The sequence below is a fragment of the Micromonospora sp. CNZ303 genome (assembly GCF_004345505.1).
This window is the reverse complement of sequence record NZ_SLVT01000013.1, coordinates 104431-130074: the sequence shown is the minus strand read 5'-3', so window position 1 is coordinate 130074 and position 25644 is coordinate 104431. Positions and strand designations below refer to the sequence as shown.

At 75.7% G+C, this 25644-nt stretch carries 26 protein-coding genes and 1 pseudogene; 17 read left to right on the top strand and 10 right to left on the bottom strand.

Annotated elements, in window-relative coordinates:
* Positions 1-123: 123 nt before the first annotated feature.
* From EV374_RS21080 to EV374_RS21055, 6 genes are all read left to right on the top strand, one after another.
* Positions 124-1131 (top strand): Gfo/Idh/MocA family protein, encoded by a 1008-nt coding sequence (locus tag EV374_RS21080; protein ID WP_132237962.1) that lies wholly within the window; start codon positions 124-126, stop codon positions 1129-1131.
* Positions 1124-2212 carry a zinc-dependent alcohol dehydrogenase gene (locus tag EV374_RS21075; RefSeq protein ID WP_132237960.1) on the top strand — a complete coding sequence of 363 codons (1089 nt, stop codon included), beginning with the start codon at positions 1124-1126 and terminating at the stop codon, positions 2210-2212. The genes EV374_RS21080 and EV374_RS21075 overlap by 8 nt, the downstream gene beginning before the upstream one ends.
* A 51-nt stretch (positions 2213-2263) precedes the next feature.
* On the top strand, positions 2264-4078 hold the full coding sequence (locus EV374_RS21070; protein ID WP_132237958.1) for an ABC transporter ATP-binding protein: 1815 nt from the start codon (positions 2264-2266) through the stop codon (positions 4076-4078).
* Positions 4079-4175: 97 nt separating this feature from the next.
* On the top strand, positions 4176-6467 hold the full coding sequence (gene secA2 / locus EV374_RS21065) for an accessory Sec system translocase SecA2 (protein WP_132237956.1): 2292 nt from the start codon (positions 4176-4178) through the stop codon (positions 6465-6467).
* A gap of 185 nt (positions 6468-6652) precedes the next feature.
* Complete coding sequence (locus tag EV374_RS21060) at positions 6653-7393, top strand: GAF and ANTAR domain-containing protein (protein ID WP_132237954.1); 741 nt, start codon at positions 6653-6655, stop codon at positions 7391-7393.
* A gap of 178 nt (positions 7394-7571) precedes the next feature.
* The gene (locus EV374_RS21055) at positions 7572-8075 is read left to right on the top strand and encodes a DUF2231 domain-containing protein (RefSeq protein ID WP_132237952.1); all 504 of its coding nucleotides are present in this window, start codon (positions 7572-7574) and stop codon (positions 8073-8075) included.
* A gap of 248 nt (positions 8076-8323) precedes the next feature.
* Here the strand turns inward: EV374_RS21055 and EV374_RS21050 are convergent, their stop codons facing one another.
* A complete protein-coding gene (locus EV374_RS21050) occupies positions 8324-9277 on the bottom strand; it encodes a DUF3500 domain-containing protein (protein ID WP_207914421.1) in 954 nt (317 codons plus the stop codon).
* Positions 9278-9322: 45 nt separating this feature from the next.
* Positions 9323-9721, bottom strand: coding sequence for an ankyrin repeat domain-containing protein (locus tag EV374_RS21045; protein WP_132237950.1), 399 nt, complete (start codon positions 9719-9721; stop codon positions 9323-9325).
* 65 nt (positions 9722-9786) lie between these two features.
* On the opposite strand from EV374_RS21045, the gene EV374_RS21040 reads away from it, so the two are divergent.
* From EV374_RS21040 to EV374_RS20995, 9 genes are all read left to right on the top strand, one after another.
* The gene (locus EV374_RS21040) at positions 9787-10164 is read left to right on the top strand and encodes a cupin domain-containing protein (RefSeq protein ID WP_132237948.1); all 378 of its coding nucleotides are present in this window, start codon (positions 9787-9789) and stop codon (positions 10162-10164) included.
* 88 nt (positions 10165-10252) lie between these two features.
* Positions 10253-10708 carry a cysteine dioxygenase gene (locus EV374_RS21035; RefSeq protein ID WP_132237947.1) on the top strand — a complete coding sequence of 152 codons (456 nt, stop codon included), beginning with the start codon at positions 10253-10255 and terminating at the stop codon, positions 10706-10708.
* 113 nt (positions 10709-10821) lie between these two features.
* On the top strand, positions 10822-11316 hold the full coding sequence (locus EV374_RS21030) for a rhodanese-like domain-containing protein (protein ID WP_132237945.1): 495 nt from the start codon (positions 10822-10824) through the stop codon (positions 11314-11316).
* 47 nt (positions 11317-11363) lie between these two features.
* Positions 11364-11918: a winged helix-turn-helix domain-containing protein gene (locus tag EV374_RS21025; RefSeq protein WP_132237943.1), complete on the top strand. Its 555-nt coding sequence runs from the start codon at positions 11364-11366 to the stop codon at positions 11916-11918.
* Between the two features lie 388 nt (positions 11919-12306).
* Positions 12307-12909, top strand: coding sequence for a winged helix-turn-helix domain-containing protein (locus tag EV374_RS21020; RefSeq protein WP_132237941.1), 603 nt, complete (start codon positions 12307-12309; stop codon positions 12907-12909).
* Between the two features lie 146 nt (positions 12910-13055).
* Entirely contained in the window at positions 13056-13694 is a 639-nt protein-coding gene (locus tag EV374_RS21015) for a nucleoside/nucleotide kinase family protein (protein WP_132237939.1), read from the top strand.
* A 162-nt stretch (positions 13695-13856) separates the two neighbouring features.
* Positions 13857-14255 (top strand): TraR/DksA family transcriptional regulator, encoded by a 399-nt coding sequence (locus EV374_RS21010; RefSeq protein WP_089000644.1) that lies wholly within the window; start codon positions 13857-13859, stop codon positions 14253-14255.
* 47 nt (positions 14256-14302) lie between these two features.
* A complete protein-coding gene (locus EV374_RS21005) occupies positions 14303-15175 on the top strand; it encodes a DUF72 domain-containing protein (RefSeq protein ID WP_132237937.1) in 873 nt (290 codons plus the stop codon).
* Positions 15176-15476: 301 nt separating this feature from the next.
* Positions 15477-15905 carry a DUF2267 domain-containing protein gene (locus tag EV374_RS20995; protein ID WP_132237933.1) on the top strand — a complete coding sequence of 143 codons (429 nt, stop codon included), beginning with the start codon at positions 15477-15479 and terminating at the stop codon, positions 15903-15905.
* Positions 15906-15962: 57 nt separating this feature from the next.
* Here EV374_RS20995 and EV374_RS20990 read toward each other — a convergent pair whose 3' ends face one another.
* On the bottom strand, positions 15963-16766 hold the full coding sequence (locus EV374_RS20990) for a DUF72 domain-containing protein (protein WP_132237931.1): 804 nt from the start codon (positions 16764-16766) through the stop codon (positions 15963-15965).
* 9 nt (positions 16767-16775) lie between these two features.
* Entirely contained in the window at positions 16776-17555 is a 780-nt protein-coding gene (locus EV374_RS20985) for a PIG-L deacetylase family protein (protein ID WP_486485879.1), read from the bottom strand.
* A gap of 237 nt (positions 17556-17792) precedes the next feature.
* Here EV374_RS20985 and EV374_RS20980 point away from each other — a divergent pair, with 237 nt between their 5' ends.
* Positions 17793-18080: a hypothetical protein gene (locus tag EV374_RS20980; RefSeq protein ID WP_132237929.1), complete on the top strand. Its 288-nt coding sequence runs from the start codon at positions 17793-17795 to the stop codon at positions 18078-18080.
* Positions 18081-18089: 9 nt separating this feature from the next.
* On the top strand, positions 18090-19358 hold the full coding sequence (locus EV374_RS20975) for a JmjC domain-containing protein (protein ID WP_132237927.1): 1269 nt from the start codon (positions 18090-18092) through the stop codon (positions 19356-19358).
* Positions 19359-19509: 151 nt separating this feature from the next.
* Here EV374_RS20975 and EV374_RS20970 read toward each other — a convergent pair whose 3' ends face one another.
* The 6 genes and pseudogenes from EV374_RS20970 to EV374_RS20945 form a co-directional block, all read right to left on the bottom strand.
* Positions 19510-19866: a YciI family protein gene (locus EV374_RS20970; RefSeq protein WP_132237925.1), complete on the bottom strand. Its 357-nt coding sequence runs from the start codon at positions 19864-19866 to the stop codon at positions 19510-19512.
* A gap of 120 nt (positions 19867-19986) precedes the next feature.
* Positions 19987-20652: a hypothetical protein gene (locus EV374_RS20965; RefSeq protein WP_132237923.1), complete on the bottom strand. Its 666-nt coding sequence runs from the start codon at positions 20650-20652 to the stop codon at positions 19987-19989.
* Complete coding sequence (locus tag EV374_RS20960) at positions 20649-23321, bottom strand: FtsK/SpoIIIE domain-containing protein (RefSeq protein ID WP_132237921.1); 2673 nt, start codon at positions 23319-23321, stop codon at positions 20649-20651. The genes EV374_RS20965 and EV374_RS20960 overlap by 4 nt, the downstream gene beginning before the upstream one ends.
* A 353-nt stretch (positions 23322-23674) precedes the next feature.
* Positions 23675-24789 (bottom strand): annotated as a pseudogene (locus tag EV374_RS20955) (hypothetical protein); the annotation flags it as partial.
* A 9-nt stretch (positions 24790-24798) separates the two neighbouring features.
* A complete protein-coding gene (locus tag EV374_RS20950; protein ID WP_089000636.1) occupies positions 24799-25059 on the bottom strand; it encodes a hypothetical protein in 261 nt (86 codons plus the stop codon).
* A 133-nt stretch (positions 25060-25192) separates the two neighbouring features.
* A complete protein-coding gene (locus EV374_RS20945) occupies positions 25193-25591 on the bottom strand; it encodes a hypothetical protein (protein ID WP_132237919.1) in 399 nt (132 codons plus the stop codon).
* Positions 25592-25644: the final 53 nt, after the last annotated feature.

Here is a 25644-nt window from a genome sequence, read left to right as displayed (position 1 = left end):
GCATGCCTAACAGCTTGATCACGTCAGTGACGTGACCGGGTTCCGCCCTGGTGAACGTTTGGTTGCGCGCACGCGGGGGGAGTGCAGTCGCCGAACGCGAAACTGTGGCGAAGGGGCTCTTACATGCGCACGTGCCGGGTGGGACTGGTTGGGGCCGGTGGGGTGGCGCAACGCCACGCCCGGGTGTTGGGCGACTTCGCGGACGTGGAACTGCTCGGGGTGACCGACGTGGTGCCGGAGGCGGCGGCGGAACTGGCGGACGCGCACGGCGCCCGGACCTTCGGCGACGTCGGGGAACTGCTGGCCGCCGGCCCGGACGCGGTCTACGTCTGCGTGCCGCCGTTCGCCCACGGGCCGGCCGAGGAGGCGGTCGTCGCGGCCGGGGTGCCGATGTTCGTCGAGAAGCCGGTCGCCGTCGACCTGGTGACCGCCGAGCGGATCGCCGACCTGGTGGCCGGGCGGGGGCTGCTCACCGGCGTCGGGCACCACTGGCGGTACCTGCCGGTGGTGCAGCAGGCCCGGGAACTGCTCGGCGACCGTCCGGTGCGGATGGTCAGCGGCGCGTGGTGGGACAAGGTGCCCCCGGTGGCCTGGTGGTCGCGGCGGGACCGCTCCGGCGGCCCCGTGGTCGAGCAGGCCGCCCACGTGCTGGACCTCGTCCGGTGCCTGGTCGGCGAGGCCACCGAGGTCACCGCGTACGGCAACGGCACCCCGCCGCCCGTCGACGGCGCCGACATCGACTCGGTGACCACCGCGACGCTGCGCTTCGCCGGCGGCGCGGTCGGCACGCTCACCGCCGCCTGCGTGCTCGGCTGGAAGCACCGCGCCGGGCTGGAGATCCTCGCCGACGGGCTGGCCCTCTCGCTCAGCGAGGACGGTCTGGTCGTGCGCGACGCCGACGGGGAACGCCGCTTCGACGCCGACCCCGAGGCCGCCCGGGTGGCCGTGGACCGGGCCTTCGTCGACGCGGTCCGGGGCGTCGGCGACGACGTCCGCGTCCCGTACGCCGAGGCGCTGCGCACCCAGCGGCTCGCCCTCGCGGTCGCCGACTCCGCCCGCACCGGCCGGCCCGTACGGCTCGACACGCCCGTCGCCGCGCCGCTCGCCACGGGGGTGACCGTCGATGCGTGACCACGTCGTGGTGGTCAGCGGCCCGGGCCGGGTGGAGCTGGTCGAGCAGGACGCCGCCGAGCTGACCGACGGCACGTTCCGCGTCGAGACGCTGTTCAGCGGCGTCTCCGCGGGCACCGAACTCAGCTACGTCAAGGGCACCAACCCCTACCTCAACGTCACCTGGAACGCCGACCTCGGGCTCTTCCAGCCGGGCGCGGCCAGCACCCCGTACCCGGTGACCCGGCTGGGCTACATGCAGGTCGGCCGCGTGGTGGAGAGCCGTACGCCCGCCGTCGCCGTGGGCACCGTCGGCGCGATGACGTACGGCCACCGCACCGGCTGGGTCGCCGACCCGGTCGCCGAGCGGTTCGTGCCGCTGCCCGAGGACCTCGACCCGCTGCTCGGCGTCTACGTCGCGCACATGGGGCCGATCTGCGCCAACGGGGTGCTGCACGCCGCCGCCGACCTGCACGGCGCCGACGTGCGGTCGCTGGGCGACGGGGTGCGGGGCCGGCGGGCCGCGGTCGTCGGCAGCGGGGTGGTGGCCCTGCTCACCGCCCTGTTCGCCAAGCGGCACGGCGCCGCCTCGGTGGTGGTGCTCGACCCGACCCCGCAGCGGCGGGCCGTCGCCGAGGCGCTCGGCCTGGAGACCCTCGACCCGGAGGCCGACGACCCGGCGGTGGTGCTCAAGACCCGCTGGGCGCACGGCCCCGGCGACCGGGGCGCCGACGTGGTGTTCCAGTGCCGGGGACAGGCGTGGGCGTTGCAGCTCGCGCTGCGCCTGCTGCGCCCCCAGGGCACTGTCGTCGACCTGGCCTTCTACCAGGCCGGCGCGGACGCGGTCCGGTTCGGCGAGGAGTTCCACCACAACGGACTGTCGCTGCGGTGCGCGCAGATCGGCCGGGTGCCGCGCGGGCTCGCCCCCACCTGGGACCGGGAGCGCCTCTCCGCCGAGACGATCGACCTGCTGCGCGCGTACGGGGACGTGATCCGCAAGCACCTCGTCTCGGCGGTGGTGCCGTTCGAGCAGGCCCCGGCCCTGCTGACCGATCTCGCCGAGCGGCGCCGCCAGGAGCTCCAGGTGGTGCTGACCGTCTGAGGTCCCGCGTCGCCCCCCGGGCGGGTGGCGCGGCCCGATACCGTGCCAGCCATGACCGCCGCCGCTCCCGTGACGACCGCCGACGACCCCGTGCCGACCGCCGCCGGAGCTCCGGGCGCCCCCGTGGACGACCGGCGGGTCGGCCTGGCCGCACTGCTGCCGTACCTGCGCGCCCACCGCGGCACCCTCGCCGTGGTGGGCGTGCTGTCCCTGGCCGGCGCGGCGGCGTCACTGGCACAACCGCTGCTCACCCGCGCGGTGCTGGACGGGCTCTCCGGCAGCCGATCAGTGGCCGGCCTGGTCGCGGCGCTGGTCGCCCTGGTGCTGGTGGCCGCGGCGATCGGCGGGGTGCGGGACTACCTGCTGCAACGCACCGCGGAGGGGGTCGTGCTGGGCACCCGTCGGCGGCTGACCGGCCACCTGCTGCGGCTGCCGATCGCCGAGTACGACCGCCGCCGCACCGGCGACCTGCTCTCCCGCGTCGGCGCCGACACCACCCTGCTGCGCGCGGTGGTCACCTCCGGGCTGTTCGAGGTCGTCACCGGCGCCGTGATGGTGCTCGGCGCGGCGGGCGCGATGGTCCTGCTCGACCCGGTGCTGTTCGGGGTGACCCTGCTCGGGGTGGCCGCCGGCATCGCCATCGCCGTCGCCTTCGCCCACCGGGTGCGGGGCCTGGCCCGCGCCGCCCAGGAACGCGTCGGCGAGATGACCTCGGCGGTGGAACGCGCCATCTCCGCCGCCCGGACGATCCGCGCGGCGCGGGCGGAGCGGCGCGAGGCCGACGCGATCGGCGTCAGCGCCGCGCGGGCGTACGCGGCGGGCCTGCGGGTGGCCCGGGTGCAGGCGTTCGTCGGCCCGGCCAGCAGCGTCACCATCCAGGGGGCGTTCCTGCTGGTCCTCGGGGTGGGCGGGGCGCGGGTGGCGGCGGGCGCGATCACCGTCGGCGACCTGGTCGCCTTCATCATGTTCCTGTTCTTCCTGGTCCTTCCGCTCGGGCAGGCGGTGCACGCCTACACCCAGTTGCAGACCGGGCTGGGCGCGCTCCAACGCATCGAGGAGATGCTCGCCGTGCCGGTCGAGGGGGCCGCCGACCGGCCCGCGTCCGTGCCGGCCGGGGTGCTGACCGGCGGGGCCCCGGCGTCCGTCGAGTTCGACCGGGTGGGCTTCGGCTACCCCGGCGGCCCGCCGGTGCTGCACGAGGTGAGCTTCACCGTGCCGGCCGGCACCCGCACCGCCCTGGTCGGCCCGTCGGGCGCCGGGAAGTCGACGCTGCTGGCGCTGGTCGAGCGCTTCTACGAGGTCACCGGGGGCGCGCTGCGCATCGACGGGGTCGACGTGCGGGACCTGCCCCGCGACGCCCTGCGCGCCCGGATCGGCTACGTCGAGCAGTCCGCGCCCGTGCTGGCCGGCACGCTGCGGGAGAACCTCCTGATCAGCGCGCCGGAGGCCACCGAGGCCCGGCTGCGCGCGGTGCTCGACGAGGTCAACCTCGGCCACCTCGCCGAGCGCGCCCCCGAGGGGCTGGACGTGCAGGTGGGCGAGGGCGGGGTGCTGCTCTCCGGCGGCGAGCGGCAGCGGCTGGCGATCGCCCGCGCCCTGCTGGCCGGCCCGCCGGTGCTGCTGCTCGACGAGCCGACCAGCAACCTCGACGCCCGCAACGAGGCCGCGCTGCGCCGGGCCATCGACGCGGTGGCCGCCCGGCGCACCCTGCTGATCGTGGCGCACCGCCTCTCCACGGTCGTCGACGCCGACCAGATCGTGGTGCTCGACGGCGGCCGGGTGGCGGCCACCGGCACCCACGACGAGCTGACCGTGACCAGCCCGCTCTACCGTGAGCTGGCCACGCACCAGCTCCTGGTGAGCTGAGCGGTCCGCGCCCGCGACCCGCCCGGCGACGACACCGGCGCGGCGGCGCGCCGGGCGGGCCGCCAACACCGGCTCCGGTCGCGTACCGTTGCCGCTCATGGGTGTGTCGCAACGCTTGAAGACCAGGTTCCGTCGGTTCCTCCAGCGCCCGGGGACGACGGTCGACCTGGGGCCGCTGGAGAAGCTGCTGCCGGCCGTCGAGGCGCGCGAGGACGAGCTGTCGGCGCTCGACGACGCCGAGTTGACCGAGGCCGCAGGCAAGGCCACGGGCTACGAGGAGATCTGCGCGATCGGCCGCGAGGCCGCCCGCCGCGGCCTCGACCAGCGGCCGTACGACGTGCAGTTGCTGGGCGCGATGGCGCTGCTCTCGGGCAAGGTCGCCGAGATGGCCACCGGTGAGGGCAAGACGCTCACCGCGACCATCGCCGCCTACGGGCACGTCCGGCTGGGCAACGGCCCGGTGCACGTGCTCACCGTCAACGACTACCTGGCCCGGCGCGACGCCCTCTGGATGGAGCCGGTCTACAAGCTGCTCGGCCTGAGCGTCGGCTGGGTCAACGAGGCGTCCACCCCGCAGGAGCGGCGCGACGCGTACGCCTGCGACGTCACCTACGTCTCGGTCAGCGAGGCCGGCTTCGACTACCTGCGCGACCAGCTCGTCACGGACGTGGAGGACCGGGTGCAGCCGCCGCTGCGCACGGCGATCGTCGACGAGGCCGATTCGATCCTCATCGACGAGGCCCGGGTGCCGATGGTCCTCGCCGGCTCGGTCGCCGGCGAGCAGGACCCGGTGCACGCCGCCGCCGCGCAGGTGCGGGGCCTGCGCAAGGGCAAGCACTACACGGTGGCCGAGGACGGCCGCAGCGTCGCCTTCACTGCCGCCGGCCTGGCCGCCGTCGAGGCCAAGCTCGGCATCGACCTGTACGACGAGGAGCACGTCGCGCAGCTCTCCGCCGTGAACGTGGCGCTGCACGCGCACGCCCTGCTGCACCGCGACGTCGACTACATCGTCCGCGACGGCTCCGTGGAGCTGATCGACGAGATGCGGGGCCGGGTCGCCCAGCGTCGCCGCTGGCCGGACGGGCTCCAGGCGGCCGTGGAGGCCAAGGAGGGCCTCGACGCCACCGCCGAGGGCGAGGTGCTCGGCACCATCGCCGTGCAGGCGTACATCGCGCTCTACCCCAAGGTGTGCGGCATGACGGCGACCGCGGTGCTGGTCGGCGACCAGCTCCGCGAGTTCTTCGGCCTCGAGGTGGCGGTGATCCCGCCGAACACCCCGTGCGTGCGCGAGGACGAGCCGGACCGCATCTACGCCACCCGGGCCGAGAAGGAGGAGGCGCTGGTCGACGAGATCAAGCGCCACCACGAGCGCGGGCGGCCGGTGCTGGTCGGCACCCTGGACGTGAAGGAGTCCGAGGGGCTGGCGGCCGGCCTGAACGCCATCGGGGTGCCCTGCGTGGTGCTCAACGCGAAGAACGACGACGAGGAGGCGACGATCATCGCCGAGGCCGGCGCGTACGGCGCGGTGACCGTCTCCACCCAGATGGCCGGCCGGGGCGTCGACATCCGCCTCGGCGGCAGCGACCAGGCCGACCGGGACCGGGTCGCCGAGCTGGCCGGCCTCTACGTGATCGGCAGCGGCCGGCACGACAGCCGGCGCGTCGACGACCAGTTGCGCGGCCGGGCCGGGCGGCAGGGCGACCCGGGCGGTTCGGTCTTCTTCGTCAGCCTGGAGGACGACCTGGTCGTCCGGCACGCCGGCGACGCCGTCCCCGCCTCGCCCCGGATGAACGCCGACGGCCTGGTCACCGACGACCAGGTCGAGTACGCCGTCGAGCACGCCCAGCGGGTCGCCGAGGGCGTCAACCACGAGATCCACCGCAACACCTGGCGCTACAGCGTCGTCATCGAGCAGCAGCGCAAGGCCCTCGCGGAGCGCCGGGAACGGCTGCTGACCAGCGACGTGGCGGCGCTGATGCTGCTGGACCGGGTGCCGGAGAAGGCCGGCGAGATGGACGAGGACCTGCTCGCCCGGGTCGCCCGCTCGATCGCCCTCTACCACCTCGACCGGCTCTGGACGGACCACCTCGCGGAGCTCTCCGAGGTACGCGAGGGCGTGCACCTGCGCGCGCTGGGTCGGCTCGACCCGCTGGACGAGTTCCACCGGGCGGCGGTGCCGGCGTTCAACAACCTGATCCCGGAGATCGAGCGGCGGACGATCGAGACCTTCGAGGAGACCGAGTTCACCGACGACTGGGAGCCGGACGCGGCGAAGCTGGTGCGGCCGAGCGCGACGTGGACGTACCTCGTGCACGACAACCCGTTCGGCTCGGAGCTGGACCGGTTGATCGCCTCGGTGGGGCGGCGGCTCAGCGGCGCGTCGCGCTGACGCTCCGGGGCCCCTTCCGACGCCTTCGGGTGCCGGAAGGGGCCCCCTTTTGCGCCGTTTCGATCCCGGTTTGCGAGGGTAGTAGGCCGGGTCCGAGGAGTCGGGAGAGACCAGACGATGGAACACGTGAAGGCGCCGGTCGGCCGTGCGGGAGCACGCGCCGGGACGGTGGGGGCTGTGGAGCGGTGAACCTGGAGATGTGGGACCCGGCGGTGGAGCGGCTCGGTGTCCTGGAGACCGCCGCTCTGCTGCGCGAGCTGACGGCCGCGCTGATCGCGGTCGAGGACTTCGACGAGGCGCTGGACGCGCTGGTGCGTACCGCCTGCGGGGCGGTGGCCGGCGTGAGCTGGTGCGGCTTCACGGCGCTGCGCGCCGGCGAACCGGCCGGGGTCGCGGCCTCCGACGCGCGCCTGGCGGGGCTGGACGACCTGCGGCACGGCCCCGACTCGCCGGCGATGGACGCGATCCGGCGGCGGGAGATGATCCTCTCCGACCGGCTGGACCGCGAGGAGCGCTGGCCGTCCTGGACGCCGCGGGCCCGGGAGTTGGGCGTGCACGGGGTGATCTCCGCGCCGGTCGACGTCGACGAACAGGTGATCGGGGCGATCAACCTGTACGCCGGCGCGGACGACCTGCTCACCCCGGGGCACCAGCTCACCGCGATGCTGCTCGCCGAGCACGCCGGGCTGCTCCTCGCGGCGGTCCGCGACCGGGCGCGCAAGGCGGCCAAGGCGGGGGAGCTGGAGCCCTCGGTGCTCGGCGACGGGGTGATCGGGCAGGCGATCGGCGTGATCATGACCCAGCGCGGCTGCGCGGCCGGCGAGGCGCTCGACGTGCTGCGCAGCGCGGCGTCGTCGCTGGACATCCCGCTGCGGGAGGTGGCCGATCGGCTGGTCGCCACCGTGTCGCGCCCCCGGGACAACTGAACCCCTCCGCCGCCCCGCCGGCCGCCCGGCGCTGCGGTGGCGCCGTGGGCCCTTCGTGGCCGGCGTGACGACCGGGACCTGCGTGACGGGGGTGGCCGGTGGGCCGCGTGTCGTTTCGGCGTACGGGCGCCCGGGTAGCACCCTGGACTGGTGACGTGTGCCTACCTGGGGAGGAACCATGCAGAGCCGGCTGCGGGTGCAGGGGCACCCGATCCAACCGATGCTGGTGACGTTCCCGTTCGGGCTCTTCGTGAGCGCGACCGTGTTCGACCTGACCGACGTGCTCGGCGGGCCGGCCTTCCTCGGTGAGGTGGGCTACTGGACGTCCGTGGCCGCCCTGGTCGCCGCCGCGCTGACCGCCGTGGCCGGCATGATCGACCTGTGGGACGTGCCGGTCGACCGGACCCGGCGCACGGCGGTCACCTTCAACCTGGTGAACGTGGCGATGGCCGCGCTGTTCCTGATTTCCTGCCTCGTCCGCGCGGACGCGCCGCAGCGGGGCGCGTCCGTCGTGCTGCTGCTCACCGAGCTGGTGGCCCTGGGCATCGGCGCGGTCGGCGTCGCGCTGGGCGCCCGGCTGGTCCGCCGCTTCGACGCCGGCCGCCGGGCCGAGCCCACCACCTTCGACGCGCTCTCCAGCGCCTCCGACTCCACCGTAGACCTGGCCCACCACCGCCCCTGACCCCCACACCCCTGCCCACCCGCCCCACCCCGGCGACCCCCGCCTACCCGCCCCGCCCGGCGGAGCCGCCCCGCCCCGGCGACCCCGCCTGCCCCGGCGGAGCCGCCCGCCCCAGCGGCGCCGATCATGCAGTTGTGGTGGCCGGTTGAGGAATTTTCGCCCCTTTTTGCGCGGCGCCACTACTGCATGATCGACGAGGCGGGGCGGGGCGGGGCGGGGTTGTGGGTGGTTGGCGGGGGTGGGGGCGGTTATTGGGGGTGGGATTCGGCGTGGTGGGCGGCGAGGACGTCCGCGCCGAAGTCGCTGGCCGGGCGGCGCAGGACGGTGTGCGCGTGGTTGCCGTCGTCGGTGGTGTTGTCGTACTCGATGAGCAGGTCGTCGCCCTGGACGCGGTAGTAGTGGCGCCGGCCGGGCACCGTCGGGCCGGCCCAGGCGAAGTGCAGCTGCCCGGAGTCGAGCCGGCGGGCCTCCCGGACCGCCAGCTCGGGTGGGAGCCGGTCCAGGTAGAGCGCCACGAGCTGGTCCAGCAGGGCCCGCCCGGTGGGCCCGAGCCGGTCGGCGGGCACCCCGAGGGGCTCCAGTGGCCCGTCCACCCGGGCGCGGGTGGCGCTGATGATGTCTCCGGGTGCCTCGTCGGCGACGATCGCCGCCGACCGGCCCGCCGGACCCATCGCGTCGAGCAGGGCGCGGGCCAGGTCCTCCTCCACGCCCAGCGGCCGGGAGACCGGGCGGCCGGCGTACCGGACGGTGGCCGGGTTGGCGCCGAGGAAGATCGGCGCGGGGGAGACCTGGTCGGCCACCACGGTCATGCTCACCGAGAGGTGGTGCCCCTCCAGGCGCCACGCCCAGGCGTCGTCGCGGGCCGGGTCGCCGAAGACGGCCACCCAGTAGTCGCCGCTGTGCCGGCCCCGACGCCATCCCTCCGCCCGGTCCAGCACCTCCTCCAGCGCGACGATGGCCATCGCCTGGGCGTACGCCGGTGGGCTCAGCGCGGTGGCCAGCAGCCGGTGCGCGGCCTTGCGCCCGGCGCGGTCCAGGTCGGCCAGGCAGACCCCGGGCCGGGGTCGCGGCCGGTACTCGAGCCAGCGGCGGGCCGCCTCGTCGTCGAACCGGTGAGCGGCCTGGGCGCGGGCGGGTTCGTCCAGCGTGGCCAGCAGCGCCGTGGCGGCGGTGCGCATCTGTTCGGGCAGCGGATCCTCCACCGACCCTGTATACCGGGCGCGGACCGGATGCGCCGGGCGTCGCCGTCAGCCGGTCGGCGCGGCCAGCAGCGCGAGCATCTCCGGCAGGTCGAAGAAGCGGGCGGTCTCCACCGCCGACGGGTTGCCGTGGTGCGGGTCGGCCCCGGCGGCGAGCAGCGCCCGGACGGCCTCGGCGCTGCTGCGGAAGGTGGCGGCGGCCAGCGCCGTCTGGCCCCGGTCGTTGGTCCGGGAGTGGTCGGCGCCTCGGGCGAGCAGCGCGGCGACGGTCTCGGCATGGGCGTGGTACGCCGCGAGGATCAGCAGGGTGTCGCCCTTGTCGTTGGTCAGGTCGACTGGCAGCCCCGCGTCGACGTAGTCGGCCAGTTCGGCGGTGGCCCCGTCGCGGGCCAGGTCGAACATCCGGTGCGCGAACGCCAGCGTCTCCGCGTCGAGTTCCTCACTCACCGGTCCAGGTTAGTCGGACGCCCCCCTGGTACGTTGCTCGGCCGGCTTTACGGAGGGAGGGGCCGATGGACGACAGGGTGTACGTGGGCAACGCGGGCGTGGACGGGGCGACGAACGCCGGCTGGCTGCTCGGCCACTTCATGCCGCCGGGCGACGCCCGGCACAGCGTCGACGTCGAGGTGAAGTGGGGAGTCCATCCGGCGGGGGAGGCGCGCTCCCGATGGGCCACGCAGGAGCGGCGTACGGCCCTGCTCGTGCTGGTCAGCGGCCGGTTCCGGGTCGAGTTGCCGGACCGCACGGTGGTGCTCGGCGAGCCCGGCGACTACGTGGTGTGGGGGCGGGGCGTGGACCACTCCTGGTACGCCGAGCGCGAGTCGGTCGTGTTGACGGTGCGCTGGCCGTCGATCCCCGGCTACCGGGTGGATCCGCCGGTCCGCCGCTGACGCGTCCCAGCCCCTGGGAATGCCTACTAAACCAATAGGGTTTGCAGCCTATGCTTGGTCGACGCACCGCCGAACCGCGAGGACCGCCATGCCCGACCGACGCCCACCCGAACTGCTCGCCACCGCCCGGCGGTGGGCCGCCGACCCCGCCCGTTGGCCGGTGCCGCTGCGCTTCGACCCGGTCTCCCGCTGGTACGCCCGGCTCGCCCACGAGGCCGACCACGAGGTGTGGGCGTTGAGCTGGCTGCCCGGCCAGGGCACCGACCTGCACGACCACGGTGGCCGCGGCGGCGCGTTCCTGGTCGTCTCCGGGGTCCTGACCGAGGAGACGGTCGGCGGGGGCGAGCTCCGCTCGCACCGGCTGCCGGCCGGGTCCGGGCGTCGCTTCGGCCCGCGGCACGTGCACCTGGTGTCCAACCGGGACGACGAGCCGGCGGTGAGCGTCCACGTCTACCGGCCCGCGCTGCGCCGGATGACCAGCTACCGGCTCACCGACGGCCGGCTGCGCGTCGCCGAGGTGGCCGAGGCCGGGGTGGCCTGGTGAGCGCGGCGCCGTCGCGCCCGGGTCGCCCGCGACCCCCTGCGCGCCGCCCGCCCCGCGCCGCCGGCGGCCCCCCGTCGTACGTGCACCGTCAGCAACCAGTGGAGGGAACGACCATGCCGCAGACCGACGACCCGCACGCGTGTCCGGCCCCGGTGGCGCCGCCGGGTTCCCGGGGCATCGACGAGATCCTGGCCGCCGCCCGGGTGCGGCTGGACCGGCTGGACCCGGAGCGCGCACACCTGGCGCACCGGGGCGGGGCACTGCTGGTGGACATCCGCCCGGCCGCCCAGCGGGCCGCCCACGGCACCGTGCCCGGCTCGCTGGTGATCGAGCGCAACGTGCTGGAGTGGCGGTTCGACCCCCGCTGTCCGGCCCGGCTGCCGCAGGCCGTCGGCTACGACCTGCGGGTGATGGTGATCTGCCAGGAGGGCTACACCTCCTCGCTGGCCGCCGCCGCCCTCCAGGATCTCGGGCTGCGCCACGCCACGGACGTCGTCGGCGGCTTCGTCGCCTGGCGGCTCGCCGGCCTGCCCGTGCTCGGCCCCACCCCGCCGCAGCCCACGCCCACCCCCGCGCCCCCGGTGACCGCCGGTCGGGCGCCGTCCTGACCGTCACGCTCCACCGGGCGTGGCGGCACCGCCGCCCAGGAGGCTCCATGTCCGTCGTCGCCATCCCCACCCGACACCACTCGTCCGCACGCCCCGAGCGGATCGGAGCGGTCCGACCGCGCTCCGCCCCGACCGTCACCATCACCCTCGACCTCGTCCCGGGGCCGGTGAGCCCCCGCCTGGCCCGGCTGCTGGAGCTGATCGGCGAACTCGCCGAGTCGGGGGAGGGGCGGCTGGGTCCCGGCGTCGCGGAGGACCGGCCGGCGGCGCCCCGACCGGTGCCGGCCGTCGTGGACCCCCAGGCGATCCGGATCGCCACCGGCTCGCGGGTGGTCCACCAGGGCTCCCGCGTGATCCCGCTGACCCGCATCGAGTACGACCTGCTGCTGTTCCTGGCGGAGCAGCCCCGCCGGGTGTTCACGCGGCTCCAGTTGCTCAGCCGGGTGTGGGGGTACGAGCACGCCGTGGCACGCACGGTCGACGTGCACGTCCGCCGGCTGCGCGCGAAGCTCGACCCGGACATGCCCGTGGTGACCACCGTCTACGGCGTGGGCTACCGCCTCGCCGACGAGGCCCGGATCGAGATCGAGCGCAGTCGCTGACGGCGCCATCCGCGCGGCGTGCCCGATCCCGGGCGCGCCGCGCCGCCGCGTCCGGGGCCGCGGTGTCCCGTCGCCGGTACGCCGCGCGGCGCCCCGGTCGCGTGCCCACGGCCTTCCGGGCGGCCGACTCGATCCACGCTCATCCATTCCCGGCGCACCCCCGCCGACCACCCTGAACCGGGCGGGCACCCCCCTATCGGGTCAACCCGGCGGCTCTGCTGTAATCATCAGGCTTCGTACGCAGAGCGAGCATCCGGCTCCGATGCGTTCGTCAATTGTCACATTCATGCAACGCAGCCGCCCCTTGACCCTCGCCCGGGCGCCGGGAAGCATCGATGGAGCGGCGTCCCGGGCCGTGGGGAGATACCCGGACCAGCCAAGGAGGACCATGTCGGTCAGCCCCGCCTCGTCGCGCGCCGGATGGCATACGTCCCAGCCCGCTGTTCCCGGACGACCGCCGGGGGGCCAGCGTCGTCCCGCCAACACCGCCGCACCGATGCTCACGGTGACCCTGAACATCCCGTTGGCATCCGAGGAGTCGCTGACCGCGCCCGCCCGACGGCTGCTGGAGGCCGCCCGGGAGATGCTGGAGCGCGGCGAGGGCACCATCATCACCGCCACCGTCGAACGCCGCCCCGACCCGGTGCCCGCCGGCCGCACGCCGTCGCGCCCGGTCGCCGCCACCATCCCGACCCTGCACATCCTCGCCTCGTCCCGGTCGGTGCTGCGCGACGGCGAGCCGTTGCCCCTGACCCGGCTGGAGTTCGACCTGCTGCTGCACCTCGTCGCCCACCCCCGCCGGGTCTTCACCCGGTTGCAGCTGCTCAACGCGGTCTGGGGCTACGAGCACGCCGGCGTGCGCACCGTGGACGTGCACGTCCGCCGGCTGCGCGGCAAGGTCGGCGTCGACGTCCCGCTGGTCACCACCGTCTACGGCGTCGGCTACCGGCTCGCCGACGACGCCCGCGTCACCATCGACCGCAACGGCTGACACCGCCCCACCGCGCGAGCACCACACCGCGCGAGCACCGTCCGCGGGGGCACCGTCCACCGCGCGTTCCGGCCGCGCGCGTTCCGGCCGCGCGGGCGGCGGCCTCGGCGTCCCGTACGGGGCGGCCGGCGGGGCACCATGGTCGGATGCGGATCCGACCCATCTCCCCGGAGTTGCTCGTCGCCGAGCTGACTGAGCGCCTCGCCGGCACCGACGCCCCCGGCCGGCTGCGGGTGGCCGTCGACGGCGCCCCGGCGGCCGGCCCGGACGAACTCGCCGCCGCGCTGGTCGACCCGCTGCGCGCGCTCGGCCGGCCCGTGCTGCACGTACGCGCCGCCGACTTCCTCCGCCCCGCGTCGGTGCGCCTGGAGTTCGGCCGGACCAACCCCGACGCGTTCTACGAGGGCTGGGTCGACGAGCCGGGGCTGCGCCGGGAGGTGCTCGACCCCGCCGGGCCCGGCGGCTCGGGGCGGGTGCTGCCCTCGCTGTGGGACGCCACCACCGACCGGGCCAGCCGCGCCGCGTACGTCGATCTGCCGCCCGGGGGAGTCGTGCTGGTCAGCGGGGCACTGCTGCTCGGCGGGGGCCTGCCCTTCGACGTCACGGTCCACCTGGTGCTCTCCCCGGCCGCCCTGGACCGGCGTACCGACCCCGCGCAGCGGTGGACGCTGCCCGCCTTCGCCCGGTACGCCGACGAGGTCGCACCGGCCTCCTTCGCCGACGTCGTGGTCCGCGCCGACGATCCCCGGCACCCGGCGCTGGTGGAGTCCCCGGTGTCGCCCTGACGCCGTGACACGGCGAAAAGTCGTCGGTTTGACGGTCGACGTGCCGGGGTATTCGCCCGGCTCACAGAGCGCGGGTGATCCGCCCGCGCGCAGACCACCACGGCGCCGGGCGCACCTACCCGGTGCCCCGGCGGATCTTCCAGGCCAGAAAGGCAGGCAGCGATGCTCGTCCACGACACGATCGGTACGGGCCGATCCCAGGCGGAGATCGACCAGATCCGGCGCTCCCTGCAGGCCCGCTACGACGAGTTGTCCGCGGAGTACGAGCAGGCGGTGCTGCAGAGCCAGGTGCTGCGACTGGTGGAGGTGGGTGACACCGCCGGTGACGACCAGGCCGACAGCGGCACCAAGACGGCGGAACGGGACACCGCGCAGTCCCTGCTGCGGACCATCCTCGACCGCCGCGCCCAGTACGAGCACGCCCTCACCCGGCTGGAGGAGGGAACCTACGGCTTCTGTGAGGGCTGCACCTCGGCGATCCCCGTGGAGCGGCTGGAGATCTTCCCCTCCGCCACCACCTGCGTGCAGTGCAAGCAGAACCGGGAACGTCGGGCGGCCTGATCCCGCCAGCGGTAGCCGGTCGGTCCGGACCGCGGCGAGGTCGACTGATGGGTGAGATCAAGGTCGGCACCGCCTCCTGGACCGACCGGACCCTGTTGGAGTCCGGCTGGTACCCGCAGACCGCTGACACCCCGGAGAAGCGGCTGGCGTACTACGCCCGCCAGTTCCCGCTGGTCGAGGTCGACGCCACCTACTACTCGCCGCCCGCCGAGCGGACGGCGAGGCTGTGGGCCGAGCGCACCCCGGCCAGCTTCACCTTCAACGTCAAGGCGTTCAGCCTGCTGACCGGGCATCCGACCCGGGTCGGCGCGCTCTACAAGGATCTCCGGCCGGACACGGGGAAGAAGAACCTCTATCCGGACGACCTGCCGCCGCAGGCGTACGAGGAGGTGTGGACGCGCTTCCTCGCCGCGCTGGACCCGCTGGTCGAGGCGGGCAAGCTCGGCGCGCTGCTGTTCCAGTTCCCACCCTGGTTCACCATCAAGCGGGACAACAAGCAGTACCTCCTCGAGGTGGCGAAGCGCTGCGCCCCGCTGCGCCCGGTCTACGAGTTCCGGCACGCCTCCTGGTTCGACGGCGACAACGCCGACGAGACCCTCGCCTTCCTGCGCGAGCACCGGCTGGCGTACGTCTGCGTGGACATGCCGCAGGGGCACCGCTCGTCGGTGCCCCCGGTGCTGGCCGCCACCGCGGACCTCGCGGTGGTCCGCTTCCACGGGCACAGCGACAAGTGGACCAGCAAGGACATCCACGAGAAGTTCGGCTACCGCTACGCCGACCGGGAGCTGCGCGAGTGGGCGCCGAAGCTGCGCGAGCTGGCCGACTCCGCCGGGCAGACCCACGTCCTCCTCAACAATTGCTACCGGGACTACGCGCAGACCAACGCCGCGACCCTCGCCGGGCTGCTCGACGCGGAGTGAGCCGGGCGGTTCACCCCGTCGGGGTGAGGGCCGCTCACCCCGACGCCGCGCAGCATGGGTGACGTGTGCGGCCGACCGTGGCCGCGGCAGGCGACACCACGGAGGTGGGTGGAGATGACGGTTCGGGTGGTCCCGGGTCGACGACGCGGCCCCGTGCTGCACGTCGTCGGGTCGTCCCCCGACGCCCGGTGGGCGCCGCGCCCCGCCCGGGTCGGTCCGACCCGGCAGCCGCGCGGCCCGGTGGGGCCGCCGCGACGTGACGACGACCGACGGTGGGAGACCGACGTACGGGGGTGGACAGATGGCTGAGCAGCTGCATTCCGCGTTCGAGTCCTCGATGGACAAGACCAACATCATCCTCAAGGACATCGAGCAGGCCTACGGCTGGCCCAAGGAGCAACGCAACCAGTCCTACTGCGCGCTACGCACGGTGCTGCACCTGCTGCGCGACCGGATGCCGGTGCAGGAGAGCGTGCAGTTCGCCGCGCAGTTGCCGGTGCTGGTGCGCGGGATCTACTTCGACGGCTGGAAGCCGTCGGACGTGCCGATCAAGCTCAACCGGGACGACTTCCTGCTGGAGGTCCGGCAGGGCTTCCCGTACGACGTCGAGGGCGGCCCGGAGCGCGTGGTGCAGGTGGTGCTGGACACCCTGCGCCGCCACGTGACCCAGGGCGAGTGGGAGGACGTGAAGGCCACGATGCCCCGGGACATGGCCAACATCCTTCCCTGACGCACCGCACGTCCGCGACGGTCCGCTCCGCCCCCGGCGGAGCGGGCCGCGCGCCGTTCACGCCGGCCCGCTCGGCGTCACTTCGCCCCGGTCGTCGGGGGCCGCCGGCGTCCCGGGCACACGGCTGACCGACCGGCCGGCCCGGCGGGCGAGCGCGGCGAAGGCGGTCGCGTCGACGATGGCGGCGCCGCCCGGGTCGTTGTTGAAGTAGACGTACGCGGGCTCGTCGTCGCCGAACGCGTCGGCCAGCCGGTGCACCCAGGAGGCGAGCGACGTGCGGCCGTAGCGGGGCCACGGGTCTGCCCGTCCCTCGTGCAGCCGCAGGTAGCCGAAGTCGGCGGTGCGCCAGCGGGGCGCGACGGGCCGGCCGAGCCGGTCCGCCCAGACCAGCGCCGCCCGCCGCCGCTCCAGGACGGTACGGGTGGCGTCCGTCCACCACGACGGATGCCGCGGCTCGACCGCGACCCGCACCTCGGCGGGGAAGAGCCGCAGCGTGGCGTCCAGCGCCGCCGGGTCGGCGGGCAGGTTCGGCGGCAGTTGCACCAGCACGGGGCCGAGCCGGTCGCCGAGCGCGGTGGCCCGGCCCAGGAAGCGGGCCACCGGCTCGGCGGGGTCGCGCAGGCGCTTGACGTGGGTGAGGTAGCGGCTCATCTTCACCGCCACGCAGAAGTCGTCGGGGGTACGGGCCCGCCAGGCCGCGAAGGTGTCGCGCTCGGGCAGCCGGTAGAAGGCGTTGTTGACCTCCACCGTGGCGAACCGGGCGGCGAAGTGCTCCAGCCAGAGCCGCTGCGGCAGCCCGGCCGGATAGAAGCGGCCCCGCCAGTCGCGGTACTGCCATCCCGAGGTGCCGAGCAGGATCATCCGCCGTCCCTACCAGAGATCGAAGTGGAAGACCTCGAAGGCGGTGCCGTGGCGGACGCCCAGCCGGGCGCCGACGGGGCGGCAGAGCCCTTCGAGGAACTCCTCGGGGTCGAAGCTGCCGTCGCCCAGCCCGCTCAGGTACGCGTCGTGCGCCCGCAGCGAGGCCACGCCCCGCGCGAAGGTGCCGGTGACGTCCACCCCGTGCGCGGCCAGCGGCGAGGCGGCGGCCCAGACCTGGCGCACCCCGTTCCACGGCTCGATCCCGTCGGCGAGCTGCTCCGGGAACACCCACCGGTTGCCGGCGTCGCGGACGGCGTCCAGCACCGCCCGGCCGGTGGCGATGTGGTCGGCCTGGTTGAGGGCGTACGCACCGTCCCAGGTGTCCCGGAAGTTGTTGGTGATCACGATCTCGGGGCGGTGCCGGCGGACGACCCCGGCCAGGGCGCGACGCAGCGGCACGTCGTACTCCAGGACGCCGTCGGGCAGGCCGAGGAACTCCACGGTCTCCACCCCGACCAGGGCGGCGGACTCGCGTTGCTCCCGCTCCCGGACCTCCCTCGCCCGCGGCGGGGGCATCGCGTCGATGCCGGCCTCGCCGCTGGTGACGAGGCAGTAGACGACCTGTCTGCCCTGCGCCGTCCAGCGGGCGACCGCGGCGGCGGCGCCGAACTCCAGGTCGTCGGGGTGCGCCACGATCGCCAGCGCGCGCTGCCACTGCTCGGTCACCGGTTCCAGCGGGCGCGGCCCGGTCGGCTCGGTCATCGCCACCTCCTGCTCGGGCAGCACCATCCTGTCACCGTCGGCGCCGCCGCGCCGGGCGGCGCGAACCCCCGGCGCCGTCGGCGTCCGACCCGCACCGCGCGCCGCGACGTGCCTGCTGGCGGCCCTGACCGGGCGCGGCGAACCGCCGGTGTGAACCGGAAAGGCCGTCTACGGTGTGGTTAGAGAAGATCGCGTGTGGGGTACCACCCGCTGCACGACGGACCCCGGCGCAACGGCGGGGCGGCACATCCCTAGGGAGCACCGATGGCACTCAACGACGACGACATGCAGACCAGCGCCGGTGGCGGCCCCGAGGGCCCGGCCGACGGCGGCGCGACCCCGGGCCAGCAGGACGGTGGCGCCGACGGCGGCGCCGACCGCGGTGCCGAGCGTGGCGCCGACCAGGGCGCCGACCAGGGCGCGGAGGGTCCCGCCGACGGCGGTGCGACCCCGGGCCAGCACGACGGCGGCGCCGACGGCAGCGCGGAGGGTCCCGCCGACGGCGGTGCCACGCCGGGCCAGCACGACGGTGGCGCCGACGGCAGCGCCTGACGGACCGCCGTGACCGACATCGACCCGCCGGGCGGCGACGGCCGCCCGGCGGTCCCGTCCGAGGCCTCGGCCGCGCTCGCCCGCTGCGTGTCGGTCGAGCCGGCGAAGTTCGCCGCCGCCCACTGGGGACGCACCCCGCTGCTCTCCCGCGCCGACGAACTGCCCAACCGGGCCGGCTTCACCGACCTGCTCAGTCCCGCCGACGCCGACGAGCTGCTCAGCCGCCGCGGCCTGCGTACGCCGTTCCTGCGCATCGCCAAGGACGGCCAGCTCGTGCCGGCGGCCCGCTTCACCGGCGGCGGCGGCGCCGGCGCCGAGATCGCCGACCAGGTCCTCGACGAGCGGGTGCTGGAGCTGTACGCCGGCGGCGCCACCCTCGTCCTGCAGGGTCTGCACCGCACCTGGCCGGCCCTGACCGACTTCACCCGCGAACTCGGCACCGCCGTCGGGCAGCCGTTGCAGGTCAACGCCTACCTGACCCCCGCCGGCAGCCAGGGTTTCGCCACCCACTACGACACCCACGACGTCTTCGTCCTTCAGGTCGACGGCCGCAAGCACTGGCGGATCCACCCGCCGGTGCTGCCGGACCCGCTGGAGAAGCAGCCGTGGGGCGGCCGGGCCGACGAGGTCGCCGCCACCGCCGACGGGCCCGCCGCGCTGGACGTCGTGCTCGCCCCCGGCGACGCGCTCTACCTGCCGCGCGGCTGGCTGCACAGCGCGCAGGCCCAGGAGTCCAGCTCGCTGCACCTGACCGTCGGCGTGCGGGCGCTGACCCGCTACGCCCTGGTCGAGGAGCTGCTCGCCCTCGCCGCCGAGGACCCGCGGCTGCGCGCCACGCTGCCGTTCGGCACCGACGTCGCCGACCCGGACGCGATCGAGCCGGAGCTGACCGAGACCGTGGAGGCGCTGCGGGACTGGCTGCTGCGGGCCGACCCCGCAGCCGTCGCCGCCCGGCTGCGGCAGCGCGCCTGGCCGGCCGCCCGGCCCGCGCCCATCCGACCCCTGGCCCAGGCCGCCGCGCTGGCGGCGCTGGACGCCGACACCCGGCTCGCCCCGCGACCCGGCCTGCGCTGGCGGCTCACCCCACGGGGCGAGAAGATCGCGCTGGTGCTGTTCGACCGCACGATCACCCTGCCCGCGTCCTGCGCGCCGGCCGTCGAAGCCCTGCTCGGCGGCGGGTCCGTCCGGGTCGGCGACCTGCCGGGCCTGGACGACGACGCCGACCGGATCACCCTGGCCCGCCGCCTGCTGCGCGAGGCGGTGCTGGTCCCCGCCTGACCCGGCCGGGGCGGTGCGTGGTGCCCGTACGAGCGGCCGGGCCGTGCCACGTGCGGCACGGCCCGTCCTGCGGCGCGGGCCGTCCGGCGGCGCGGTCGCCACCGCGAGGTCGCCCCGCACGGCTCCGGCACGTGCCGTGGAGAGGTCCGGCTCAGGCAGGGTCGATGGCGGCCGCCGGACGGACCTCGATCGGCAGGGTGGTCGCCCGGGACAGCTTCTCCGCCCAGCCCAACGCCGCGTCGAGATCCGGCACCGCGATCACGGTGAACCCGCCGACGTGCTCCTTGCCCTCGGCGAACGGGCCGTCCGTCAGGAGCGTCTCGTCGTCGCGGACCCGGACCACCCGGGCGGTGTGCGCCAGCTCCAGCCCGGCGCCGAAGACCCAGACGCCGTTGCGGCGCATCTCCTGGTTGACGGCCTCGACGTCCCGCATGATCGGCTCGAGGAACTCCGGCGGGGGCGGGGTGTCCCCGTCGGGCTGGATCACGTTGAGCACGAAGTTCCGCATCGCACACTCCCTCTCGTCGAATGGCCGGCGAGACCCGGCCTTCCTCCACCTACACGAACGGCGGGCGGCCGGATCGACGACGCGCTGCGGCAACCTTCCGGCTGATCGGGCAACGGTGGGTCAGCGGCCGGCGACGAGCAGCGCGACCGTGGTCACCAGCCCGGCGACGAGCACGACGGTCATCGGCCGGGGGCCGAGCACGGCGTGCCGACGGTCGGCGAGGACCTTCGCCGGCACCAGACCGACCAGCGGACCCAGCAGCGTCACCACCAGGGCCAGCACCGGCAGCCCGACGCCGAGCTCGCCGCCGTACCGCTCGCCCGCCGCCCGGGCCGCGCCACCGAGGGCGTACGCGAGCACCGCACCCGCCACCCCGCACAACGCCAGCAGCGGGTTGACCGAGCCGGGCAGGTCACCCGGCTGGCGGGTGCGGTTGAGCAGGTCCCGCACGCCGGCCAGCAGCGGAGCCGGGTCGCCCGTCGCGCCGGGCACCGGCGCCGGTGGCCCGCCCGCCCGGCGACCCGCGCCGCCGAGCCGGCCGCGCAGCAGTTGCCACAGGTCGGCGACCTCGGCGTCCACCCGTTCCTGCTCCTCGCGCGCGTCCACCAGCTCCCGCTCCGCGCGCCGCAGCTCGGCCTCCGCCTCGGCGACGGCCCGCTCGGCCGCCGCGCACTGCTGGGCGTGCCAGGTGTGCGCCTCGGCCCGCTGGACCCGCACCCGCGCGCTCAGCTCGGCCAGCCGACGGATCTGGGCCGCGTACGACTCACTGGTCACCGGTTCGTTCATCGCGCCGGCCCGTAGGGAATGATCACCTGGCCGGTGCGGTGCACCGCCCGGTCGAAGAACAGCCCCCGCCATGGCCGGGGATACCAGTCCGGGCCACCGGTGCCCGGATACAGCGACGAACCCAGCTCGCCGCCGTGCGCGTCCAGCGCCACCCAGGCGCCGATCTGGTCCGTCCGGGCCGCCGGCCCGCCCAGGTCGGCCCGCATTCGGGCGACGCCGCGCCACCAGGCCAGCACGTGGGTGCGCCGCTCCGGCCCGTCGTACAGGATCCGGCGCAGCTCCTCCAGCCCGGTACGCCGGCCGATCCGCGTGGCCAACGCCCCGGACGCCGCGTCGACGGCGAACAGCAGCAGGTAGTGCGGCATGCCCGGCGCACCGAGCCCCTCGGCGGTCTCGGCCATCAGCTCGCCTACCGTCTCCTCGTCGTACCAGGCGGCGTCGTCGGCGAGATCCTCGTAGAGGGACCGGGCGGCCGGGTCGGCGTCCGGGTCGAGGCAGGCGATCGAGAACCGGGCCGTGCCGGGGCGGTGCTGGCGGGCCAGGGAGCGGGCCGCCGCGTCGAGCACCGCGCACGCCTCGTCCACCCGGGTGCCGAGCACCGCCAGGTTGCGGCCGGGAGCCCGGGGCAGCCGCAACGCCGCCGAGCGGGACTGCACGTCGATGATCTCGCCGAGCAGCGCGACCGGCGTACGCGGGTGCCCCGTCTCCGGCGCGGCCAGCGCCCGGAAGTCCGGCGCGTCGGCGAGGCGGGGGATCGCGTCGCCGTCGAAGAGCCGGGCCGGCGCGGCATCCTGCGGGCGCATCCGCCACAGCCGGTGCTGCAACTCGCTCCACGTCTCCCAGTCGCTGGCCGACGGGATCCGGGCCACCTGGTTGCCCTCCGCCATGCCGGACTCCGCGTTGACCACCGCGTGGTGGCGCGGCAGGGACTGGGCGGCGTCGTTGCGCTCGGCGAGGATCCGCAGCGCCTTCGGCAGCGCGATGCGCAACGTGAACTGCGCGACCAGGGCCGGCCGGCCCCACAGCGCCTCGATGCCGCGTACGTCCTGCGAGGCCAGCACCAGGTGGATGCCCTGGGACCGGCCGCGCCGGGCCAGGTCCTCCAGCAGGTCGGCGGCCTCCCGGGCGACCACGTCCCGCCCGGCCAGCAGCATCTGGAATTCGTCGACCACCGCGACGATCCGCGGCCAGTGCCCCGTGGGATCGACCGCGCGCAGCTCCGCGAGCTTGGTGACCTCGTGCTTCTTCGCGGCGTCGGCCCGCCGCCGCAGCTCCTCGGCGAGGAAGCGCAGCAACGCCAGGCCGAACTCCCGGTCGGTGTTGACGTTGATCCCGACGAGCCGCATGTGCGGCAGCCAGCTCGGGTCCCGCCGGCCCTTGGCGAACCGCGCGAAGGACACCCCCTCCTTGAAGTCCAGCAGATAGAACTCCAGCTCGGCGGGGGAGTAGCGGGCCGCCAGCGCGCCGATCCAGGCGAAGATCAGGTTCGTCTTGCCGGTGCCGGACGGGCCGCCGATCAACGCGTGCGGCGGGTAGTCGCCCAGGGTGAGCAGCACCGGCCGGCCGTGCGGGCCCTCGCCGATCGGGGCGGTCAGCCCGGTCGCCGAATCCTCCCGCCACATCTGCTCCACCGGCGGCAGCAGGTCGGTGAACGGGGTCGGGGCGGGGCCGGCGTTGACCCGCGCCGCCACCTCCCGGCAGGTCTCGGTGACCAGGACCGGCGGGGGCGGCGGATCGAGGCGTACGGGCAGGCCGTTCGGCCCGCCGATCCGGGCGCCGTCGGCGTACGCGCCCACCCGGGTCACGGTGGGATCCTCGGGCAGCGACACGCCCCGCACCACCAGGTGCACGCCGCAGGCCGCCCCGGTGCGGACCACCCGGTCGAGCTGCCCGCGCTCGTGCCGCGACAGCTCGTCCCCGCCCAGCAGCACCGCCACCCGCCACGGCTCGGGCCGGCGACCGGTGGCGGCGGCCAGCTCGCGCAGCGAGACGTACTCCCCGGCCAGCACCGTCTCGTTGATCCGGCGGATCTGCTCCACCAGGTCGTCGAGGAGCCGGGCCAGCCCGCCCGGGCCGACGAAGGTGAGCAGCCCGGCCGTGCCGAGGGGGGCGAAACCGGCCAGGCCGCCGCCCAGGTGCTCGGGGTCGTAGCCGACCAGCCGTACGGCACCCGGATCGGCGCGCCCGACGCCGCGCAGCAGCAGCGCCGACACCACCGCGTCGCAGCCCTCCCGGTCGTCCCCGGTCAGCTCGACGTGGCCGGCGTCGAGCAGCGGCACCAGCGCCGGCACCGGTTCGGCACCGGGGATGCGTACCGTGCCGATGCGCAGCGCGCCCGGCGGCTCGGCCCGCCGGGTCGGGGTCGGTCGCCACCGCGTCCAGTCCGTGGAGGCCGCCCCGGGGGCCTCCCGCTGCGCCGCGTCCGCCGCCCGCCGGGCCAGCTCCGCGATCCGCGCGGCGTGCCGATCGTCGATCTCGGCCAGCCGCCGGTCGCGCTGCGCGCCCACCCGCTCCGGTACGACCGACGCGGCTCGCCGGACCTTCGCCAGCCGCTCCCGGGCCGTGGTCAGCTCGGCCTGCGCGCTGGACAGCCGGGTTCGGGTGGCGCCGAGGGCCTCGCCCAGCATGCTCCTGACCCGGGTGACCAGCTGGCTCCGCCGGTCAGCCATCGACGCCCCGCCCGCGCGGTCCCGGGGTGCCGCCCGACGCCGGCCGGCCCGCGGGCGGGCTCGACCAGACGCCGCCGGCCGATCCGGGCCGTCCTGCGGCACCATCGGCGGCCGGTCCACCGCGACGCGCCGGCGCACCACCATCGCCCGTCGACCCGCCGCTACCCGGTGCGCCGCCATTGGTCCGCGCGCCGCCCCCGCCCGTCGACCCGCCGGTGCCCGTCGACCCGCCGGTGCCCGTCGACCCGCCCCCGCCCGTCGACCCGCCGGTGCCTGTCGACCCGCCCCCGCCTGTCGACCCGCCGGGACGGCCGTGCGTCGCTGCCCGGTCGGGCGTCGGGTCGGGCTGGCCGGGTGTCGCCGTCCGGTCCGGCTTCGGGGCGGCCTGGGCGGCGGTCGCCGCCCGCTCCCGGGCCGCGGTCGCCTGGTCGTGTGCCGCCTCCGCCCGGTCCCGTGCCGCCGCGACCCGCTCCCGCGCGGCGGCCACCCGGCCCTTCGCGGCGGCGGCGCGTCGCTGCCACTCGGCGTCGTCGGCCCGGTCGCGGGCCGTCTCCGCCTGACGGTCCCGCTCGGCGGCGGCGCGTCGCTCCCGGGCCGTCTCGGCCTGCTGGGCCCGCTCGTCGTCGGTCGGCAGGTCCCGGCCGAGCCGGGCCAGCAACACCCCGGTGAGCACCCCCGCGGTGACGGCCGGGTCGGCGGCGTGCGGCTGCTCCGCCTCGCCGCGCCGGGGCGGGGGCATCCGGCAGATCCGGGTCAGCAGCGTGTCCAGCACCGCGGGGGGCAGGCCGGGCAGCAGGTCCCGCACCCGGCCGTCCAGCTCGCGGTGCAGCCGTCCGAGGTCCTCGGCGCGCGGTGGGTGCCCGAGCAGCTCACCGGCCAGCTCGCGCAGCAGCGGCGGGGCGACCGCCGCCAGGCCGAGGCCGACGTCGGCGTGCGCGCGACGCAGCTCGGTGTGCAGCCGGTCGCGGTCGCCGGCACGAACCCCGCCGACGACCCGGCGCAGCAGCTCCCGGGCGTCGTCGACCTTCTCGTCGGGCTGCTCGGGCGTGCCCTCCCGGCCGCCCGTCAGCTCGGCCACCCGTACCGCCCACCAGCGGCGGGGCGTCACGTCGGCGGCCGGCTCCGGCGCCGGCTCCCCGGGGGCCGCCTCCCGCGGCGCGTCGTGCGCGGGCCGGCGCCGCTGCTCCTGCGGCCCCGGAGCGGGGGAGCCGTCGGCGGCCAGCCCGATCGCGGCGAGGTACGCCGAGAGCTGCTCCTGCGCGACGCGCAGCGCGTAGCCGGCGGTCTCGGCGTGCTCGGTGGCGGCGGAGAGCTCCGGCACCCCCATCGGGTCGGCCGACTCCTGGCGGACCCAGCGCAGCCGCTCGGCGGCCAGCCCGAACTTCTCGAGCGCCAGGGCCAGCTGCGCGAGCGGCAGCTCATCGGCGGCGGCGCGGACCTGCGCGCCGATGTCCTCGACGATGGACACGGCCGAGCCTCAGAGCGTCGCGACGTAGAGTTGCGCCTGCTCGACGGCGACGAGTGTCGCGGCGAGGCACTCCTCCAGCTCCTGGCTGGCCTGGGTCAGCGAGGACTGGGCCGCCTCGACGGTCTCGTGCCCGCTGCCCTCCAGCGCGCCGGCCAGGGTCTGCTGCGCCTCGGCCAGCTTCTCCCCGGCCGCCTGCACGGCGCTCTGGCCGTCGCCGATCTGTTGGAGCGCGACATCGATGGCTGCCTTGAGCTCGGCGACGCTCGCCACGGCGAAACCTCCTGGGGGCGGGGAGGCCTCCATTAGAGCCTATCCCTCACGGTGAGAGAACATCCGCCCTGTCAGTGTTCCTGCCCCGCTGACCGGTTGTCGACCGGAAGCGCCGCTAGTCCGATTGACGGGACTACCCGGGCGGAGTCGGCCGGTCCCGCAGCCAGCGCGGCCCGTACACCTCCGCGCCCTGCGTGACGACGCGTTCCCGCAGCTCACGGTCGGCGGTGACGACCAGCCGCCGGCGCCGCGGCGCGGCGGCGACCAGGTCGACGACGGCGTCGTCGCCGGACCCGGGCGCGGCCACGACCCGGACCCCGGCCGTGCCCGGCACGTTGCGCGCCCGGCCCTCCACCACCAGCACCACCTCGACCGGGGGAGGCAGTTGCGGGGGCAGCCCGGCGGCGGCCACCGGGGCCAGCGAGTCGCGCAGCCGGGCGGTCGCGCCCGCGCGGTCGCGCCACCAACCGTCCGGGCGGGACCCCACCACGTTGGCGGCGTCCACGATCAGCAGCGGCATCGTCGGCTCCATCCCACCAGCCTCCCACCCCACGCCTGAGGTGCAAGGAAGGGACCCTTCCTCTA

Excerpts from the sequence above, each read along its gene's own strand:
- EV374_RS21080 (WP_132237962.1), top strand. The coding sequence starts at position 124 with ATGCGCACGTGCCGGGTGGGACTGGTTGGGGCCGGTGGGGTGGCGCAA.
- EV374_RS21075 (WP_132237960.1), top strand. The coding sequence starts at position 1,124 with ATGCGTGACCACGTCGTGGTGGTCAGCGGCCCGGGCCGGGTGGAGCTG.
- EV374_RS21070 (WP_132237958.1), top strand. The coding sequence starts at position 2,264 with ATGACCGCCGCCGCTCCCGTGACGACCGCCGACGACCCCGTGCCGACC.
- secA2 (WP_132237956.1), top strand. The coding sequence starts at position 4,176 with ATGGGTGTGTCGCAACGCTTGAAGACCAGGTTCCGTCGGTTCCTCCAG.
- EV374_RS21055 (WP_132237952.1), top strand. The coding sequence starts at position 7,572 with ATGCAGAGCCGGCTGCGGGTGCAGGGGCACCCGATCCAACCGATGCTG.
- EV374_RS21040 (WP_132237948.1), top strand. The coding sequence starts at position 9,787 with ATGGACGACAGGGTGTACGTGGGCAACGCGGGCGTGGACGGGGCGACG.
- EV374_RS21035 (WP_132237947.1), top strand. The coding sequence starts at position 10,253 with ATGCCCGACCGACGCCCACCCGAACTGCTCGCCACCGCCCGGCGGTGG.
- EV374_RS21030 (WP_132237945.1), top strand. The coding sequence starts at position 10,822 with ATGCCGCAGACCGACGACCCGCACGCGTGTCCGGCCCCGGTGGCGCCG.
- EV374_RS21025 (WP_132237943.1), top strand. The coding sequence starts at position 11,364 with ATGTCCGTCGTCGCCATCCCCACCCGACACCACTCGTCCGCACGCCCC.
- EV374_RS21020 (WP_132237941.1), top strand. The coding sequence starts at position 12,307 with ATGTCGGTCAGCCCCGCCTCGTCGCGCGCCGGATGGCATACGTCCCAG.
- EV374_RS21015 (WP_132237939.1), top strand. The coding sequence starts at position 13,056 with ATGCGGATCCGACCCATCTCCCCGGAGTTGCTCGTCGCCGAGCTGACT.
- EV374_RS21010 (WP_089000644.1), top strand. The coding sequence starts at position 13,857 with ATGCTCGTCCACGACACGATCGGTACGGGCCGATCCCAGGCGGAGATC.
- EV374_RS21005 (WP_132237937.1), top strand. The coding sequence starts at position 14,303 with ATGGGTGAGATCAAGGTCGGCACCGCCTCCTGGACCGACCGGACCCTG.
- EV374_RS20995 (WP_132237933.1), top strand. The coding sequence starts at position 15,477 with ATGGCTGAGCAGCTGCATTCCGCGTTCGAGTCCTCGATGGACAAGACC.
- EV374_RS20990 (WP_132237931.1), bottom strand. The coding sequence starts at position 16,766 with ATGATCCTGCTCGGCACCTCGGGATGGCAGTACCGCGACTGGCGGGGC.
- EV374_RS20985 (WP_486485879.1), bottom strand. The coding sequence starts at position 17,555 with ATGGTGCTGCCCGAGCAGGAGGTGGCGATGACCGAGCCGACCGGGCCG.
- EV374_RS20980 (WP_132237929.1), top strand. The coding sequence starts at position 17,793 with ATGGCACTCAACGACGACGACATGCAGACCAGCGCCGGTGGCGGCCCC.
- EV374_RS20970 (WP_132237925.1), bottom strand. The coding sequence starts at position 19,866 with ATGCGGAACTTCGTGCTCAACGTGATCCAGCCCGACGGGGACACCCCG.
- EV374_RS20965 (WP_132237923.1), bottom strand. The coding sequence starts at position 20,652 with ATGAACGAACCGGTGACCAGTGAGTCGTACGCGGCCCAGATCCGTCGG.
- EV374_RS20960 (WP_132237921.1), bottom strand. The coding sequence starts at position 23,321 with ATGGCTGACCGGCGGAGCCAGCTGGTCACCCGGGTCAGGAGCATGCTG.
- EV374_RS20945 (WP_132237919.1), bottom strand. The coding sequence starts at position 25,591 with ATGGAGCCGACGATGCCGCTGCTGATCGTGGACGCCGCCAACGTGGTG.